The following is a 16,302-nucleotide window of genomic DNA, read 5'->3' on the forward strand; positions in this document are numbered from 1 at the left end:
GAAAACTCGGGCGGCTAGGCGGCAGGATGAAACGGGCAAACCGCCTCTCCTGCCGGGTTCAGCCTGCGGCTTATTCTTGTTTGGTTGCGCCGAATACCGCACCTGCGCGGATATCTGTGCTGTCTCGGTCTTTATCCGGTGAGTTGTAGATCAGCGTGCCGCCCAGTTCGCGTGCGCCGGGGCCGTAGAAACCGCCCTCCACTTTGGCATCGGGAACATAGGCGGAATAGCCTTTAGTGAGATTACCCGGGTCGAAGGGGAAGCTGCCGTCGGTATAGCCTCGGCCTGTAAAGCCGCTGCCGTTGATATTGGCTTCGATATTGAATACTCTGCGGCTGTCGGTGCCGATTAATGCGCCGTTCAGCTTTTTGTTATCAAAATCAACGTCAAATGATGAAACGCCGGATCTGCTGCTTGAGCTGATGTTTTTCATGGTGGCGTTATGACCGTAGTCGGGGTTGCCGAATGCGTGGCGTTGCGGCGGTTGTACTTTGATAAAGCCGGTCCAGCTGCCTAAGTATGTGGCTTTTCCTGATTGCGGCAGATCGGATACGGGGGTTCTTTCGCCTTGAAGATAGAGGGCGTGCACGGGGTCTTGCCCTGCTTTTTCCTGTAACACGAATTGACCGAAGCGCAGATAGCTCAAGTTGCTGCAACACACCTGCACGAACTCGCGGGGCTTGCCTTCGCTGTTTTCCGGCAGGGTAATGCTGTGGGTTTTGCCTGTTGTGTCGGAACCTATTTCGGCGTTGGCGTTTTTCAGCATTTCGTCAAGCTCGGCTTTTTCCAAGTCGAAAACTTTGTTGCCGAAACGCAGTTTCATGGCATAGCCGAAATTGGCCAAAGGTTTGCGCTCGGTTTCGGTGAGGTGTTGGCGGACTTGGGGTTCTTTTTCTTCTTCTTCGGTAAAGTCTTCTTCTGTAAGGGCGTCGTTTGCGGCGGTGTCGGTTTCGTTGATTTCTTCTTCGTCCTCTTCGTACTCCACATCAACCCGTTTGGGAACGGTAATATAGAAAGCGTCTAATAATGCATTGGTTTTTTTAGGTTGGTTCGGATTGTCGCTATCGCGTTTTGCGCCGAATACGACAAACAAAGAGTTGTCGTTGGCTAAGAATTTGCCGGCAAGCTCTTGGGCTTCGGGGCCGTAGAAACCGCCTTCGAGCAGGTTGGAGTCGGCAGCAAAAAATGCTTTGTCTAAGGTTGAAGAGTCGTCGTTTACCTTAGATAAGGCTTTTCCGGTAAAGCGGTTGCCGTTGAGCTGTGCTTCAATGTCGTACAGCTTCCTTTTGGATTCGATGCGTGATTCGTAATGAAGCCCGCCTGTCATGCTTTTATCGGCGAAATTAACGGTAAAGTCAGACGTATATTTTTTGTCGGTAGTCTCATTTGCTTGGCCGGTTGCACTGGCAATATCGCCGTTACCTTTCAGGCTGTTAAAACCGTTGCCGAGGTGAGGGTTGCTTCCAGGCTCTTTTCCTTTGCCTTTTTTTACGTCGCTCATGAAATACCACTCACCCCGATAGTTTACGTTGTTGTCAACGGGAAGGGCGGCTGCGGCAGAGGTGCCGTGATAAAAGGTGTGAACGTTCCAGCCTTCTCTTTGCGTATACCATTTTAAATCGCCCTCTTTATCCCTAACCGTTTCTTCAATTACTTCGGGATAATCGGCAGTAACGTGGCCGAAGCGGATATATTGGTATTTCCCTTCTTGCTGTTTGCCTGTGTGATAAACATGATGAGCCCCGCGGTTATTAGGGTCGTTCTGCATTTCTTTCAGCTTGGGAATAGTCAAATCTGCATCGTTAACGGCTTCGACATCGTTGGGATTGAGCGGTATGTAGATTTCCGCTTCGGTAGGATTGCCCGATGCGTCCAACAACGGATTGCCGTTTTGATCGTGCTTGGCTCTGTTGCGGCGCAAGCCTTTCATCACAAAACCTGCGGCAGGTTGTTTTAAGGCAGCCTGCTCTTCCGGATTTTGGCGAGGTTCGGGTACTTTTTCTACTTTGGGCGGTTCGGGTAGCGGGGGCGGTTCGGGGTTGACGTTCAGCGTATCGAAGCTGCCGCCCGCGCAAGCGGTAAGCATGGCGGTAAGGCTGCAAAGTGAGAGTGTTTTGAGCTGCTGCATCTATTGTTTCCTTATATCGTATCAATGGTGTTTTGTAACAACGGTTTTTTTAATGTGTTGTTTAAAGCGGGGAAGCATACTGATTCATTACGCCCAACATCTGTTAAATATCAAGGTGTTCGTTTTTGTAAATATGCGTTAATCCGATAAGTTGTGTTTGATAATATTTTTATGCAAAACAGGTTCTTATCGAAGAAGATGTTGCTTTGGAAATCAGTAAAACTGGGAGTAATCCCGATAGATGGTTTGGCTTGTGCGTTAAAAAGCATTTGTTATGTGAGAAGCGTATATTTAATGAAAAGACCGTAAATCATTACAATCTATTTCGTTTTTTAAAATATTAAATCAATATGTAATTTATGTAAATAGGAATTATTTGTAATTTTATTGAAAGAGTAGGGAGTAGATGTCAAACCGATGGCAGCCAAAGTTTAAGCCGGGTGAAGTAGGGGGATGTGGCAAGCGGGCAAACATCGGGCTGACTACCCAAAGGAAAGATGGCGTATAATCAATATATTTTTGATAAAGAGGCCGTCTGAACGATGTTCACGGCCGATAATGATAATATTTCAGGAACCTTACCATGACCGAAACCATAGAACGCGACAGCATGCAATACGACGTTGTGATTGTCGGCGCGGGCCCCGCAGGTTTGTCCGCCGCCATACGGCTCAAGCAGATGGCGGAGCAGTCGGGGCGTGAAATCAGTGTATGCGTGGTGGAAAAAGGTTCGGAAGTGGGGGCGCATATTTTATCGGGTGCGGTTATTGATCCGGTTGCGTTAACTGAACTGCTGCCCGATTGGAAAGAATTGGGCGCGCCGCTTACCCGCAGCGTTACCGCCGACCAAGTGCTGTTTCTTACCAAAAACAAAGCCGTCAAACTGCCCGTTACCCCCAATTTCGACAACCACGGCAACTACATCATCAGCCTCGGCGCGTTGTGCCGCTGGCTGGCGGAGCAGGCGGAAAACCTCGGTGTTGAGATTTACCCGGGCTTTGCCGCATCGGAAGTGCTGTACCATCCCGACGGCTCGGTGAAAGGCATCGCCACCGGCAATATGGGCGTAGGTAAAGACGGCGAACCGACCGACAATTTCCAGCCCGGCATGGAATTGTGGGCGCAGCAAACCATTTTTGCCGAAGGCTGCCGCGGCTCGCTCACCCGACAACTTATCCAAAAATACGCGCTCGACCGCGATTGCCAGCCGCAAACCTACGGCATCGGCATCAAAGAGATCTGGGAAGTGCCCGAAGGCTGCTGCCAACCCGGATTGGTGGTGCACAGCACGGGTTGGCCGCTGGATAGCAAAACCTACGGCGGCTCGTTTATCTACCATCTCGACAATAATCAGGTGGCCGTCGGCTTCGTGGTCGGTTTGGATTATCAAAACCCCTATCTTTCGCCGTTTGAAGAATTCCAACGTTTCAAAACCCACCCCGAAATCCGCAAAACTTTTGAAGGCGGTCGCCGCATCGCTTATGGCGCGCGTGCGCTTAGCGAGGGCGGTCTGCAAAGCCTGCCCAAGCTCTCGTTTAAAGGCGGTGTGCTGGTGGGCGATGCGGCGGGCTTCTTGAACGTGCCGCGCATCAAAGGCATCCACACCGCCATTAAATCGGCCATGTTGGCTGCCGAGGCTGTGTTTCCGATTTTGGAAAATTTAGAAGAGGTCGAATCGTTTGAACACGGCAAAGAAGCCGTTGCTTACGAAGATTTGTTCAAACAAAGCTGGGCACACCGCGAGCTTCACGCCGCACGCAATATCCGCCCGTCGTTCAAATGGGGCTTGTTCCCCGCTATGGCTTATACCGGTTTGGAACAATATGTATTCAAAGGCAGAACGCCGTGGACGATCAAGCACCACGGCACCGATCACGGTTCGCTGAAAAAAGCCGCGGCCTGCCGCCCGATCGATTATCCGAAACCCGACAATACATTAACATTCGACCGCCTGAGCAGCGTGTTTTTGGCCAACATCAGCCATGAAGAAAACCAGCCGTCGCACCTCACGCTGAAAAATCCGCAAACTATGCTTGATGTGAATGTGCAGGAATACGCGGCCCTCGAAACCCGCTATTGCCCGGCGGGTGTGTATGAAATCGTGGAAGAGGGCGGCAAACCGCAACTGCAAATCAACGCCCAAAACTGCGTGCATTGCAAAACCTGCGATATCAAAGACCCTACCCAGAATATCGTTTGGATCTGCCCCGAAGGTGCAAGCGGGCCGAATTATGGCGCCATGTAAACATAAAGGCCGTCTGAACATAAACAGCGTGTAATCATCAGTTTTCAGACGGCCTCAAACACCATCAGGCCGTCTGAAAACTTTTTCTCCCGCATCGACATGCGCCGATTGCATCCGAAAATTCATCATCTGTTTCTATTTATTGACCATGCAACTCTTCAAATATCTTCAATCCCAAGGAATAGGCAGCCGCAAAGAATGTATGTGGCTGATTGAAAACGGCTGCGTTGCGGTTAACGGAGTGGTTCAGGATTCACCGCGCAGCACGGTTGAGCCGAAAGAAGTACAAAGCTTGGAAATTGACGGCAAAGCATACACCGTTGTGCCCATGCCGTATTTTTATATCGTGCTCAACAAACCGGCAGGCTACGAAACTTCCCATAAGCCCCAGCAGTATCCCAGCGTATTCAGCCTGTTTCCCGACCATATGCGCAATATCGACATGCAGGCCGTTGGGCGTTTGGATGCCGATACAACCGGTATCTTGCTGATTACCAACGACGGCGGCTTCAACCACAGGCAAACCTCGCCCAAGCATAAAGTGGCCAAAGTTTACCGCGTTACATTAAAACATCCTGCCGACGAAACTTTGTGCGAAACGCTGAAACAAGGCGTATTGCTTCACGATGACGATGAAACCGTTGCCGCTGCCGATGCGGTTTTGGAATCGCCTAACGTGTTGGTGATGACGATTACAGAAGGCAAATACCATCAGGTAAAACGCATGATTGCAGCCGCAGGCAATCGGGTTGAGCAGCTCCACCGTACACGTTTCGGGGATTGGACAGCCGATAATATGCCGATTGGGAATTGGCGGTTTTTATATTTGTAAAGAAATGGAAAGAAAAAGAAAGCTTTTCTGGTATTTTTTATATTGAAAACAATGCTATATATATTTATCCATTTCATTTACATAACTTAATACTAAAATTCATGAACTAATATATAATTCACATGTCTGAGTAACACTTGCTCCGAAAGGAGTGAGTAAGTGAGTAAGACGTTTTCCCCGTAATGTGTTTGGCCATCTATACTTTTCCCCTTAGTATAGATGGTTTTTTTTATCTCTGAAAAATTTATTGTTTAGATAATAGTATTTATATTAACTGTTTTGGATTTACTGTTTTTGTAGCGTCCGAGTTTGGGATAAAGTGACGAGGCCGTCTGAATATTTTTTTCAGACGGCCTCTTACGGTTTCAGTCAAAACAGTTCAGCCTTGGCAATCGAGCATATCTTTGCGGATATCGCGCAGCACGAATGCGGCAGTGTCTTCATCTTCGGCTTGAACCCACACAAACAGCTTGGCGATGATTTTGCCGAGAAACACTTTTTCCAGTGCGTCGGCATCGCCCAGCCGGTATTGCGTTAAGAAAGCGGCAATGTCTTCAGGCAGTGCGGTGTGTGCGGCTTGGCGTATATCGGCGAAGCGTTTGTCGCTCTCTACGCGCATGAGCAGGGTTTGGTTTTTATCGGGTTTGATGCCTTGCTCTTTTTCTTCGAGGGTGGCACGGGTAAATTGGTCGTAAATTTCCGCGTAGAGCATATCGTTCGGGCCTTCGAAAATGGTAAAGGGGCGGATGTCGATGGCGATATTGCTGGCGGGATGACCCCGTTCGAAACCTTTGGCACCGAGCAGTTTTTGCAGGATTTGTGCTGCGCCGTAGGTGTATTCGGTGGCTAAAGTTTTAATGATGTTGGCTTCCATCAATTGGTGTGCGACGGGGGCATCGGGGGCAACGCGGTTGCAGGTAAAGCGGTAGAGCACTTGCGAGATGCCGTAACGGTGCATGATTTCGCGGCATTCGCGGGCAACGAATTTGATGTCTTGCTGCACGAAACGGCGCATGTTTTCGATGATGTATTCCATAATGCCGTGGGTCATGCCCACCAGTTGCAGGCGGCTGCGGATGAAAATGTTTTGGAATGCGCGCAAGCCGGCGGCATCGCTTTCGGAAAGTTTCATCACGCAGTCGGCGGGAATGTGTGCATCGATGCTGTTAACGGAATAACGAACGGCGAGCAGCCCTTCCGATTTGAGGGTTTCGCAGCGGATGTATTGTTTGGGCACCAGCAGCAGATTGATGGTTTTTGAGAGTTTGCCGTTTTTGCGTTCTTTGGCGGCAACGAGCAGAAATTCGCTTTGCGAATTGCCTTGCCAGTATTTGGTTGCGTTAACGTAAACGGTTTGATCGTCGGTATATTCGTAATATGACTGCATTTCGCGGGCGATCGCGGCACCCGAGGTTTCCGGCTCGGTAATGGCCAAGCCGCCGCCTTCGCCGTTGAAAATCAAATCGAGACCGGTACGGATTTGGGCTTCGTTGCCAAACTCGGTTAAGGGCTGCAAAACCAATGCGCCTTCGATACCGGTGCGCAGGGTAACGGGTACGCCGTAGTGTCCGGCAATGCGCAACACTTCCTGAATTTCAAATTGGCTGCTTTTTCTGCCGCCGTGTTTCTCCGCCAGAAAAGGCAGCAGCAGGCCGGCTTTTTTAAGCTCCAACCATTTGTTTTCAGGAAGATATTGCATTAAATCTAGGCCGTCTGAAAAAATGCGTTTGAATGCAGATTCGATATGCGCCAAAAAAGCAGCGGTGTTCATCTGAATGAGCTGTGTTTCCAAAATGCCTGATGCCATGATGATCTGTATTTCCGGTTTAGAGTAAAATTTCTATTTTATATCATATTCGCGGCAATTTGATAATGGCAGATAAAAAATAAGTTGTTCGGCGGCAAACAACGGTAGGAGACTTTTGCTCCCCTGCTTGCTTCGCATAACGAACACCGAGGTATCACGGAGATGTAAAGTTGTTGGGTAAGTGGCTCAAGAAGGTTGGCGGTAACGGCGCAACCATTCGCTTGGGCTTATGCCGGTTTCGCGCGTGAATACCCGGCTAAGGGCGGCTGCGTGGCTGTATCCCACTTTTTCGGCTACCAGCGCGACAGGCATACCTTTTTGTAGCAGGGTTTGGGCAACGGCGATGCGCCAGTTGGTAAGGTAGGCGAGCGGGGCTACGCCCATGGTGTTTTTGAAATGGGCGGCGAAAGCCGAGCGCGACATGGCGGCTTGTTCAGCCATGTTTTCCACCGTCCATTCGTATTCGGGTGTTTGGTGTATTTTTTGCAGCAAGCCGCCCAGTTTTTTATCTACCAAACCTTTCAACAGGCCGGTTTGTAATTTGTTGTTGGTTAAACAATAGCGTACAACCTGAATGGTAAAGTAGGCGCACAGATGGTGTATGGCGGCGTGGTAGCCGTAAGAGCGGCTGCTGCTTTCTTTGAAAATTTCATCGGCAAGCGCATGCAGATGGGGCTGGTTGTCTAGAAACAGCACTTCCACCCGGTCAACGGTGTGTACCAGCGGGTTGCGTATGCCTTCGCCGAAATCGAAGTTGATACACAACATGCTCAAGCCTTCTTTGTCTAGAGGGTGAACATGATGCAAAACGCTGCTCGGTGAAAAAACGATACAGGGGCGTTCTATCAATATGGTTTGGTTTTCCGATAAATTCAGCAGGCAACGACCTTGGCGGATGAAGTGGAGATAGCCTTTGTTCGGCTCGTCGAAACTGCCGGTTCGGCACAGTTGGCCGATAAAGAAAAGATCGGTTCTGAATTGAAAATGGGTAAACAGGTGGGAGAGGCTGTCCATTAAGACTTTCGGTTAAGAAATGTGGATTAACGGTTAAATTGCTGTGGCGTGTATTGATTAGAATACACCTGCTTTTGTTAGAAGTTAAATATTATCTACATTATCATAAAGGAAAATCTTATGTCAGACCACAAAGAAGAGCAAATCGACCAATCCCGCCGCGATGCTTTGGGCACAGGTTCCCGCCTTGCGATGGCGGCCACTGTTTTGGGTGCAATGGGTGTTGCTGGCACGGCCGGTGCGGCGGCACAACCGGCGGGTAAGCAAGGTATTTACGACGAGCCTAAAGAATACGGCATGAAGCGTTACGGTATGAAAATCGACCCGAAGCGTGTTGCGCTGGTGGTGGTTGACCCGCAAATTGATTTTCTAAGCCCGAAAGGCGTATTGTGGGGTGCGGTAGGCGAAAGCGTAACCGAAAACAATACCGTAGCCAACATAGAACGCCTGTTTAAAGCGGCCAAAGCTGCCGGTATGCTGACGGTGGTTTCGCCCCATTACTATTATCCTCAAGACCATCAGTGGGAATTCGGCGGCCCGGGCGAACATGCCATGCACGCTTTGGGTATGTTTGACCGCAAAGGCGCATACACTCTCGAAGGCTTCGAAGGTTCGGGCGCCGACTTTATGCCCCAATACAAACCTTATATTTTCGACGGCAAAACCGTGATTGCTTCGCCGCACAAAGTGTTCGGCCCCGAAACCAACGATGTGGTGTTGCAGTTGCGCAAACGCAAGATCGATCAGGTGATTTTGGCAGGTATGTCGGCCAACTTGTGCATCGAGTCCCATCTGCGCGAATTGGTTGAGCAAGGCTTTGAAGTGGCGGTTGTGAAAGATGCCACCGCAGGCCCCCGCCTCCCTGAAGGAGACGGCTATCTGGCGGCATTGGTTAACTTCCGCATTATTGCCAACGATTTGTGGACAACCGACCAAGCCGTGAAAAATATCAAAGGCTGATTCGGAAAAACCGTAGGTTTCACCGAGTATTTTTAGGAAGGCATTCAGACGGCCTGTTGGGGGGTGCTCCATCGGGCCGTCTGAATTGTCTATATTATGGGGAAGAGGCCGGCCGGTTATAGACAGCACCCATACCCCGCGCCATAATTGCGGTGTTTCAAGCGAATTGTTGACGGAAGAATAATATGACCGAAGCCGTATTAACCCACATTCAAAATGTGATCGATTCCCGCAAGGGGCAAGATCCGCAAACTTCTTACGTTGCCCAGCTGTTGAGCAAAGGCGGCGATAAAATTTTGAAAAAAGTCATCGAAGAAGCAGGTGAAGTATTGATGGCTTCCAAAGACGGCGACAGCGCGCATTTGGTTTACGAGGTCGCCGATTTGTGGTTTCACACGCAGGTACTGCTGGCGCATCACGGTTTGCGGGTTGAAGATGTATTGAACGAACTGGCACGCAGGCAGGGTTTGTCGGGTTTGGCAGAAAAAGCCGCGCGGCAGGAAAGCTGAATTTGTATTAAAATCCATGAACAAGATACAGAGGCCGTCTGAAGATTCGGTTTCAGACGGCCTTTCTTTTAGCATGATGATTGTGCTGCCTGATGCGCCGCCGTTGGTATACCGAACAGGCCGCCCGCTGTATTTCGGAGTATATGATGACAGACTGTATTTTTTGCAAAATCGTCGATAAGCAGATTCCGGCCGGAATAGTTTATGAAGACGACGACATGCTGTGTTTTAAAGACATTAACCCCGCAGCCCCCGTGCATTTGCTGCTGATTCCCAAAACACATTTCGATTCGCTCGCGCACGCCCGTCCCGAGCATGAAGCACTGTTGGGCAAAATGATGATGAAAGTGCCGCAAATCGCCGAAGCCAACGGATTGGGCAACGGGTTCAAAACCCAAATCAACACAGGTAAAGGCGGCGGGCAGGAAGTGTTTCACCTGCACATCCATATTATGGGGCGGCCGGTTTAAACCGCGCATATATAGTCAATCCACCCTACCTTTACTGCGGCTTGCTGCCTTGTATTCAAAAGGGGGTGTAATTGACCATAGGCCGTCTGAACCATTTAAACTGAATTAACCAATCAATAAACATAAGGATCTGATTATGGGTAGCTTTTCTATCTGGCACTGGGTTGTGGTGCTGGTGATCGTGGTGCTGGTGTTCGGCACCAAAAAACTGCGTAATGTCGGCAAAGACTTAGGCGGTGCAGTGCATGATTTCAAGAAAGGTTTGAACGAAGGCACTGAAGAAGCCGGTAAAAAAGACGACGTGATCGAACATCAAAAAGACGACAACAAATCGGCTTAACCCATGTTTGATTTCGGTTTCAGCGAACTCTTGCTAACCGGCGTGATTGCGCTGGTGGTACTCGGCCCCGAACGCCTGCCCAAAGCCGCCCGCATGGCAGGGAGCTTGGTCGGGCGCGTACAGCGCATGGCCGGCAGCGTGAAGCAGGAATTGAGCGCGCATATCGAAATGGAAGAGTTGCGCAAGGCCAAGAGCGAGTTTGAATCTGCCGCCGAATCGCTGCGCAGCGGATTGGGCGGCACGGGCGAAAGCTTGCGTAAAGAGTTGGATGATATTTCAGACGGCCTTAAAGTGCCTGCATGGGAGCGCGTGCCGGAGCAACGCACACCTGCCGATTTCGGTTTGGACGAATACGGCAATCCGCTCGGCAATACGCAGCCCGACGCTGATTGGCCGCATTATTCCGTGCCGTCAGAACATCATGCCGCCAACGTCGGCGGTTTTCAGACGGCCTCCATCCGCAAGCAGGCCATGCGGCGCAAGCGCGATATGCGCCCGCGCCACCGTCCGAAACCGCAACTGCGCGTCCGCAAAAAGCATCCGCAATGAAGTGAGTAAACGGTGTCTGAATCAGAACAACAAGCCCAACAACCTTTGGTCGAACATTTAATCGAACTGCGCCGCCGCCTGATGTGGATCATCGGCGGCCTGTTGATCTGCTTTTTGGGCCTGATGCCTTTTGCCCAAAAACTCTATACCTTCGTGGCCGAGCCGCTGATGGCTTCGCTGCCGGCCAATACCAGCATGATTGCCACCGACGTAGTTGCGCCGTTTTTCGTGCCGGTAAAAGTTACGCTGATGGCGGCTTTTTTATTGTCGTTGCCGCACACGCTGTATCAGGTTTGGGCGTTTGTTGCACCCGCCCTCTATCAAAATGAAAAACGCCTGATTACGCCTTTGGTATTGTCGAGCATGATTCTGTTTTTTGCCGGCATGGCATTCGCCTATTTCTTGGTGTTTCCGGTGGTGTTCAAATTTCTGGCCGGTGTGACGCCCATCGGCGTGAACATGGCGACCGACATCGACAAATACCTGTCGTTTGTGTTGGGCATGTTTGTCGCATTCGGTACCACGTTCGAAGTGCCGGTGGTGGTGGTTTTGCTGAACCGCATGGGCGTGGTTTCACTGGAGCAGTTAAAGTCGGCCCGGCCTTATGTGATTGTGGGCGCGTTTGTGATTGCCGCCGTCATCACGCCGCCCGACGTGATTTCGCAAATCATGCTGGCCGTGCCGTTGGTGCTGCTTTATGAAGCGGGTTTGTGGTTTTGCCGTTTTGCGAAGCCGTTGTCGCGCAGGCAGGAAAGTTGAAAGTGAGAAAACACCATGTATGTGCCCAAAGTATTCCGGCAAAACGATGTGGGTGAAATTCACCGCTTTATTGAAAGCCATCCGTTGGCGACGTTGGTTGTAGAGAGGGGCGGTATTTTGCAGGCTGCCCATATTCCTGTTTATCGGCACGACAACGGCACGGAACAGGGCGTATTGCGCGGCCATTTCGCCAGAGCCAACCCCATCTGGCAGGCGGCGGAGCATACCGGCAATCGCTGGCTGGCCATTTTTCACAACAGTGGTTGTTATATTTCTCCGAATTGGTATCCGAGCAAACACAGGGAACACAAAGCCGTGCCGACTTGGAATTATCAGGCTGTGCATGTGGGTGGAACGATGCGTTTGATTGAAGAGCCGCAGGAAGTGCGCGGCATATTGGCTTCGCTCAGTGCGATACATGAGTCGGCACAGCCCAAGCCGTGGCAGCTCGAAGATGCACCTGCCGATTATATTGATGCGATGAGCAAGGCGGTGGTGTGTTTTGAGATGGAAATAGAAACGATTGAAGCAGCCTACAAACTCAGTCAAAACAAACACGAAGAAGACCGCACGGGCATTATCGACGGTTTGCAGCAAACCGGCGGCGAAGCGGAAGGGTGCATGGCCGAAAAAGTCGCATCTTTCTCTCAAACTTGAATGATTGATGAAAGCCAAACTGTATCGGCATCGCTTTTACATGGGCATGGCGAAGCGGTGAAGCAACGTGATCAGGCCGTCTGAAAATATTTTAGCGAAACCAGCTTTGCTGGTTTTCAGACGGCCTTAACCGTTTTTAAGCTAAAATGCCGTTTGCATTTCTTGATCAGCCGCATAAAACTAATTCTCTCAAAGGCCGTCTGAAAACAATACGATTTTTCAGACGGCCTCACATTAAACAGATTGAACGATGAATACACTTGCCGATAAAAAACACTGGTCGCATACCGCCGCCGTTATCAGCCTGTGCGGGCTGATTGCCGTGAGCCTTGCTTGGGAGCTTTGGATTGCGCCGCTGCGCCCGGGCGGCTCGTGGCTGGCCTTGAAAGCCTTGCCTTTGTGTCTGCCGCTGGCGGGCATTTTGAAAGGCAGAGTTTACACTTTCCAATACAGCTGCCTGCTGATACTGTTTTATTTTGCCGAAGCGGTGGTAAGGCTGTTTGACGCTGCGCCCGCCAGCCGCGCCTGTGCAGCCGCCGCATTATTGTGCAGCAGTGTGTTTTTTGCAGCCTGTTTGGCATTTGTTAGGTATCAGAGAAAGGCGGTGCGCCATGTTTAACCGTTTTTCAGACGGCACGGCTACGGTATGGTCGTGGCGGTTGTGGCCGGTGTGGCTGTGTTTTGCGTGTATCTGCATCGCGCCTTTTGTGTCGCTGTACCGCGTAGGGCCGCTATCCAGCTTTTATCTTGAAGCAGGTTCTTTGGCCGGTGCGGTTTTATTGTTGTTGTTGACTGCGTTAACAGGCCGTCTGAATGTGCGCCTGCCTGCGGCTTCGGTTTATTTTTTGGCTTTGGCCGCTTTTTGGTGGCTTCAGGCGCGGTTGATGAATCTGACTTATCCGGGCATGAGCGATTTGGCGGTATCGGCTTTTGTGATCATTGCGCTGGCGGCTTGGGCTTGCCGCAGCTGGGTTGCCGGGTTCGGGCAGGAGCGGATAGTGTCGGTGCTGGCGTGGACTTTGCTGTTCGGTGCGTTGATTCAGTCGGTAGTGGTGGTGATGCAGTTTACCGGCTGGGCATCGGCGGAAATGTTCCGCGGTATCATATCCTACCGCGGTTTGCGCGAAGTAAGCGGGCAACTCGGCCAGCGCAACCATTTGGGCCATTATCTGATGTGGGGTACGCTGGCTGCATCTTACCTGTGGGCGGCGCGCAGAATGCCCGGTTGGCTCGGTTTCGTATTGGTGCTGCTGTTGACTTCTGCGCTGGGCTTGGTCAATTCGCGCACCATTCTCACTTATGTGGCGGGTGTGGGTCTGCTGTTGCCCTTCTGGCGCTGGCGTAGCGGAGCGGGCAGCAACCGCATGGTCGGCATCGTGCTGTTTGCGTTGGTGATGACGTTGCTGGTTCAATTCGGAATCGGTTACATCTTAGACTGGGTTTCCGGCATGAAATACGATACCGCAGTCGAACGGGCGGGCAGCTCCAGTTTCGGCGGTTCGGCACGCGATATCGAATGGCGCAAGGCTTGGACGATTTTTCTTTCTGCGCCCGTGTGGGGCTACGGCTGGGGCAGTTATTCGCTGCAAGGTTTTCTGGTGCATGCCGAAGAAGGTAAGTTCAGCATGAACATCTTAAACGTGCTGTTTACCCATTCGCACAATCTGATTTTGCAGCTGCTGTCGGAAATGGGTTTGGTCGGCACGGCCTTAACCGTATTCGGTTTTCTTGCGGCAATTTGGCGGATGTTCAGACGGCCTCCGAGCAATGCTTCGCTGCTTCTTTTGTCCATGATGGCTGTGTCGTTATGCCACAGTATGTTGGAATATCCGCTTTGGTATATTTATTTTTTGGTGCCGTTTGCTTTAATGGCCAGCTTGTCGCCCGCTGATGAACATGATGCTTCAGACGGCCTGAAAACCGCCAAACGGCAGAACATCGGCGCAGCGGTATTGGCCGTGTGTTTGCTGGCAGGCATTGCCCGCTTAGGTTTCGTTTATACCGACCTTGCCCGTTTCGACCGCCAGCCGAAAGGTGAAACCGTTGAGCAGTCCGCCCAAAAAATCGAAGGCTTGAGAAAGATTGCCGAAACCGAACCGATGTTGCGCTATTACGCCCAGCTTTCATTAACCCGCAGGGTTAATCCTTCTGCGCCTACCGTGTATCCGTGGGCAGACCAAGCGGCACGGGAAGCCTTAACTTACCGGCCGTATTCCAATGCTTATCAGGTCGGTTTGTATCAATACCGCGCCGGACAAACCCGGCAGGGCAGCGCATGGTTGGATAAAATGTATCTGTATTACCCGTATATGATGCAGCATTATCTCGATAAAATCCGCAGCAACGGCACACTCAAGCCCTTAGAGCCGCGCTTGTGGCAAACGTGTGAAGCGTTTTATGAGAAAAAATATCCCCAGTCCAAACCGTGTAAACGTTAGCCATGTCATCATTCGGTTTGGCGGCGGCGTTTTCGCCAACATTTAGTGGCATCTGCTTTATCGGAAAACCGCTAAGCCCGCCGGTTGGTACTTTTAAATAGACCCTTAACGAACCGTTATGCCGCCCATGTTCAAGCGGCATAACGATTTATTTTTTACCCGGTAAAACCATACTTGCACATATCCCGGCCGTTAGAAAAACAGCAAGGTTTTTCTAACGGCTTGTATTTTATTAGAATAAACCAAAATTAGCACAAAGACATTTTGTTATATTATAACATTATGAATTAAAAAGACAATTTGACTTTGCTCGTGGTTTGGCCTATAACAGAACTTGATATTTAACCCTGTTTTGTTATGAAAGGAAGACGCATGAAAGCAATGGCCTATTACGGTGCAGGCGATATCCGTTTTGAAGAAAAACCCAAACCCCAAATCATCGATCCGACCGATGCAGTGGTAAAAATTGTCAAAACCACCATTTGCGGTACCGACTTGGGCATCTGGAAAGGCAAAAACCCCGAAATCACTCCGGGGCGCATTCTCGGGCATGAAGGCATCGGCATTGTCGAAGAAGTGGGTTCGTCTGTTAAAAATATCAAAAAGGGCGATAAGGTTATCATTTCTTGCGTGAGCAAATGCTGCACCTGCGACAACTGTAAAGTACAGCTTTATTCTCACTGCCGTAACGGCGGTTGGATTTTGGGTTACATGATCGACGGTACCCAAGCCGAATATGTGCGCACACCGTTTGCCGACAACAGCTTGATTCTGCTGCCCGACAACGTGAACGAAGAAGTAGCGCTGTTGTTGAGCGACGCATTGCCGACCGCACACGAAATCGGCGTGCAATACGGCGATGTGCGCCCCGGCGACACAGTATTTATCGCAGGCGCAGGGCCTGTGGGTATGTCGGCTTTGCTGACCGCACAATTGTACAGCCCGTCTGTATTGATTATGTGCGATATGGATGAAAACCGCCTGAAAATGGCCAAAGAATTGGGCGCAACCCATACCGTCAACCCCGCATCCGGCGACGTGGCCAAACAGGTATTCGATATCGTGGGCGAAGACGGCGTAGATGTAGCCATTGAAGCCGTGGGTATTCCCGCTACTTGGGATATGTGTCAAGACATCGTCAAACCCGGCGGTAATGTGGCCGTAGTCGGTGTACACGGTGTGCCCGTTGATTTCAAACTGGAAAAACTGTGGATTAAAAACCTGACCATCACCACCGGTTTGGTTAATGCCAACACCACAGAGATGCTGATGAAAGCCATTTCCACCAGCTCGGTCGACTACACCAAAATGCTGACCCACCGCTTTAAATTCAGCGAACTGGAAAAAGCATACGATGTATTTAAACACGCAGCCGAAAACGGCGCGATGAAAGTGGTTTTGGAAGCCGATTAAGTTTGTTTTGTGTTTTTTAGGTAATTAAATCGAAGAAGCCGTCTGAAAATATTTTCAGGCGGCTTCTTTGCTATTGAGCTTGGATAAAGATATAAACAGTAATCTAGAAATATAGCTGATAAATTTAAAAAATGCCTGCATGTTTTATGCTTGTGCTTGTTGAGAGTGTGCCGTTATCTGT

The 16,302-nt window shown here is 50.4% G+C and carries 15 protein-coding genes; 12 read left to right on the top strand and 3 right to left on the bottom strand.

The window, feature by feature from the left end; translation table 11 throughout:
- Positions 1-70: 70 nt before the first annotated feature.
- On the bottom strand, positions 71-2,128 hold the full coding sequence (locus tag LVJ88_RS03800; RefSeq protein ID WP_198941581.1) for a transferrin-binding protein-like solute binding protein: 2,058 nt from the start codon (positions 2,126-2,128) through the stop codon (positions 71-73).
- A gap of 583 nt (positions 2,129-2,711) precedes the next feature.
- On the opposite strand from LVJ88_RS03800, the gene LVJ88_RS03805 reads away from it, so the two are divergent.
- Both LVJ88_RS03805 and LVJ88_RS03810 read left to right on the top strand, forming a co-directional pair.
- Positions 2,712-4,373, top strand: coding sequence for an electron transfer flavoprotein-ubiquinone oxidoreductase (locus tag LVJ88_RS03805; protein ID WP_085418619.1), 1,662 nt, complete (start codon positions 2,712-2,714; stop codon positions 4,371-4,373).
- A gap of 148 nt (positions 4,374-4,521) precedes the next feature.
- Complete coding sequence (locus LVJ88_RS03810; RefSeq protein WP_085418620.1) at positions 4,522-5,205, top strand: pseudouridine synthase; 684 nt, start codon at positions 4,522-4,524, stop codon at positions 5,203-5,205.
- A gap of 379 nt (positions 5,206-5,584) precedes the next feature.
- On the opposite strand, the gene LVJ88_RS03815 is transcribed toward LVJ88_RS03810, so the two are convergent.
- Together LVJ88_RS03815 and LVJ88_RS03820 are read right to left on the bottom strand one after the other, a co-directional pair.
- Positions 5,585-7,012, bottom strand: a complete 1,428-nt coding sequence (locus tag LVJ88_RS03815; protein ID WP_416171754.1) for an acyl-CoA dehydrogenase family protein — start codon at positions 7,010-7,012, stop codon at positions 5,585-5,587.
- Between the two features lie 186 nt (positions 7,013-7,198).
- On the bottom strand, positions 7,199-8,026 hold the full coding sequence (locus LVJ88_RS03820; RefSeq protein ID WP_085418621.1) for an AraC family transcriptional regulator: 828 nt from the start codon (positions 8,024-8,026) through the stop codon (positions 7,199-7,201).
- A 120-nt stretch (positions 8,027-8,146) separates the two neighbouring features.
- On the opposite strand from LVJ88_RS03820, the gene LVJ88_RS03825 reads away from it, so the two are divergent.
- The 10 genes from LVJ88_RS03825 (at position 8,147) to LVJ88_RS03870 (ending at position 16,121) form a co-directional block, all read left to right on the top strand.
- The gene (locus tag LVJ88_RS03825) at positions 8,147-8,986 is read left to right on the top strand and encodes a cysteine hydrolase family protein (protein ID WP_085418622.1); all 840 of its coding nucleotides are present in this window, start codon (positions 8,147-8,149) and stop codon (positions 8,984-8,986) included.
- Between the two features lie 185 nt (positions 8,987-9,171).
- Positions 9,172-9,495: a phosphoribosyl-ATP diphosphatase gene (locus LVJ88_RS03830; protein ID WP_085359374.1), complete on the top strand. Its 324-nt coding sequence runs from the start codon at positions 9,172-9,174 to the stop codon at positions 9,493-9,495.
- Positions 9,496-9,641: 146 nt separating this feature from the next.
- A complete protein-coding gene (locus LVJ88_RS03835; RefSeq protein ID WP_085356298.1) occupies positions 9,642-9,965 on the top strand; it encodes a histidine triad nucleotide-binding protein in 324 nt (107 codons plus the stop codon).
- Positions 9,966-10,101: 136 nt separating this feature from the next.
- The gene (gene tatA / locus LVJ88_RS03840) at positions 10,102-10,305 is read left to right on the top strand and encodes a Sec-independent protein translocase subunit TatA (RefSeq protein ID WP_054599284.1); all 204 of its coding nucleotides are present in this window, start codon (positions 10,102-10,104) and stop codon (positions 10,303-10,305) included.
- Positions 10,306-10,308: 3 nt separating this feature from the next.
- The gene (gene tatB, locus LVJ88_RS03845) at positions 10,309-10,854 is read left to right on the top strand and encodes a Sec-independent protein translocase protein TatB (RefSeq protein ID WP_085418623.1); all 546 of its coding nucleotides are present in this window, start codon (positions 10,309-10,311) and stop codon (positions 10,852-10,854) included.
- A gap of 12 nt (positions 10,855-10,866) precedes the next feature.
- A complete protein-coding gene (gene tatC / locus LVJ88_RS03850) occupies positions 10,867-11,613 on the top strand; it encodes a twin-arginine translocase subunit TatC (RefSeq protein ID WP_054599282.1) in 747 nt (248 codons plus the stop codon).
- A 15-nt stretch (positions 11,614-11,628) separates the two neighbouring features.
- Entirely contained in the window at positions 11,629-12,270 is a 642-nt protein-coding gene (locus LVJ88_RS03855) for an FMN-binding negative transcriptional regulator (protein ID WP_085356285.1), read from the top strand.
- A 250-nt stretch (positions 12,271-12,520) separates the two neighbouring features.
- A complete protein-coding gene (locus LVJ88_RS03860) occupies positions 12,521-12,889 on the top strand; it encodes a DUF2069 domain-containing protein (protein ID WP_085356286.1) in 369 nt (122 codons plus the stop codon).
- Positions 12,882-14,708: a PglL family O-oligosaccharyltransferase gene (locus LVJ88_RS03865; RefSeq protein WP_085418624.1), complete on the top strand. Its 1,827-nt coding sequence runs from the start codon at positions 12,882-12,884 to the stop codon at positions 14,706-14,708. Before LVJ88_RS03860 ends, LVJ88_RS03865 begins: the two co-directional genes overlap by 8 nt.
- A gap of 372 nt (positions 14,709-15,080) precedes the next feature.
- Complete coding sequence (locus LVJ88_RS03870) at positions 15,081-16,121, top strand: zinc-dependent alcohol dehydrogenase family protein (protein ID WP_054599278.1); 1,041 nt, start codon at positions 15,081-15,083, stop codon at positions 16,119-16,121.
- Positions 16,122-16,302 lie beyond the last annotated feature (181 nt).

Source organism: Neisseria dumasiana (assembly GCF_022870885.1).
GTDB lineage: Bacteria > Pseudomonadota > Gammaproteobacteria > Burkholderiales > Neisseriaceae > Neisseria > Neisseria dumasiana.

Coding starts and splice junctions, on each gene's coding strand:
- LVJ88_RS03800 (WP_198941581.1), bottom strand. CDS start 2,128: ATGCAGCAGCTCAAAACACTCTCACTTTGCAGCCTTACCGCCATGCTT.
- LVJ88_RS03815 (WP_416171754.1), bottom strand. CDS start 7,012: ATGGCATCAGGCATTTTGGAAACACAGCTCATTCAGATGAACACCGCT.
- LVJ88_RS03825 (WP_085418622.1), top strand. CDS start 8,147: ATGTCAGACCACAAAGAAGAGCAAATCGACCAATCCCGCCGCGATGCT.
- tatB (WP_085418623.1), top strand. CDS start 10,309: ATGTTTGATTTCGGTTTCAGCGAACTCTTGCTAACCGGCGTGATTGCG.
- LVJ88_RS03810 (WP_085418620.1), top strand. CDS start 4,522: ATGCAACTCTTCAAATATCTTCAATCCCAAGGAATAGGCAGCCGCAAA.
- LVJ88_RS03855 (WP_085356285.1), top strand. CDS start 11,629: ATGTATGTGCCCAAAGTATTCCGGCAAAACGATGTGGGTGAAATTCAC.
- LVJ88_RS03865 (WP_085418624.1), top strand. CDS start 12,882: ATGTTTAACCGTTTTTCAGACGGCACGGCTACGGTATGGTCGTGGCGG.
- tatA (WP_054599284.1), top strand. CDS start 10,102: ATGGGTAGCTTTTCTATCTGGCACTGGGTTGTGGTGCTGGTGATCGTG.
- LVJ88_RS03830 (WP_085359374.1), top strand. CDS start 9,172: ATGACCGAAGCCGTATTAACCCACATTCAAAATGTGATCGATTCCCGC.
- LVJ88_RS03870 (WP_054599278.1), top strand. CDS start 15,081: ATGAAAGCAATGGCCTATTACGGTGCAGGCGATATCCGTTTTGAAGAA.
- LVJ88_RS03860 (WP_085356286.1), top strand. CDS start 12,521: ATGAATACACTTGCCGATAAAAAACACTGGTCGCATACCGCCGCCGTT.
- LVJ88_RS03820 (WP_085418621.1), bottom strand. CDS start 8,026: ATGGACAGCCTCTCCCACCTGTTTACCCATTTTCAATTCAGAACCGAT.
- LVJ88_RS03805 (WP_085418619.1), top strand. CDS start 2,712: ATGACCGAAACCATAGAACGCGACAGCATGCAATACGACGTTGTGATT.
- LVJ88_RS03835 (WP_085356298.1), top strand. CDS start 9,642: ATGACAGACTGTATTTTTTGCAAAATCGTCGATAAGCAGATTCCGGCC.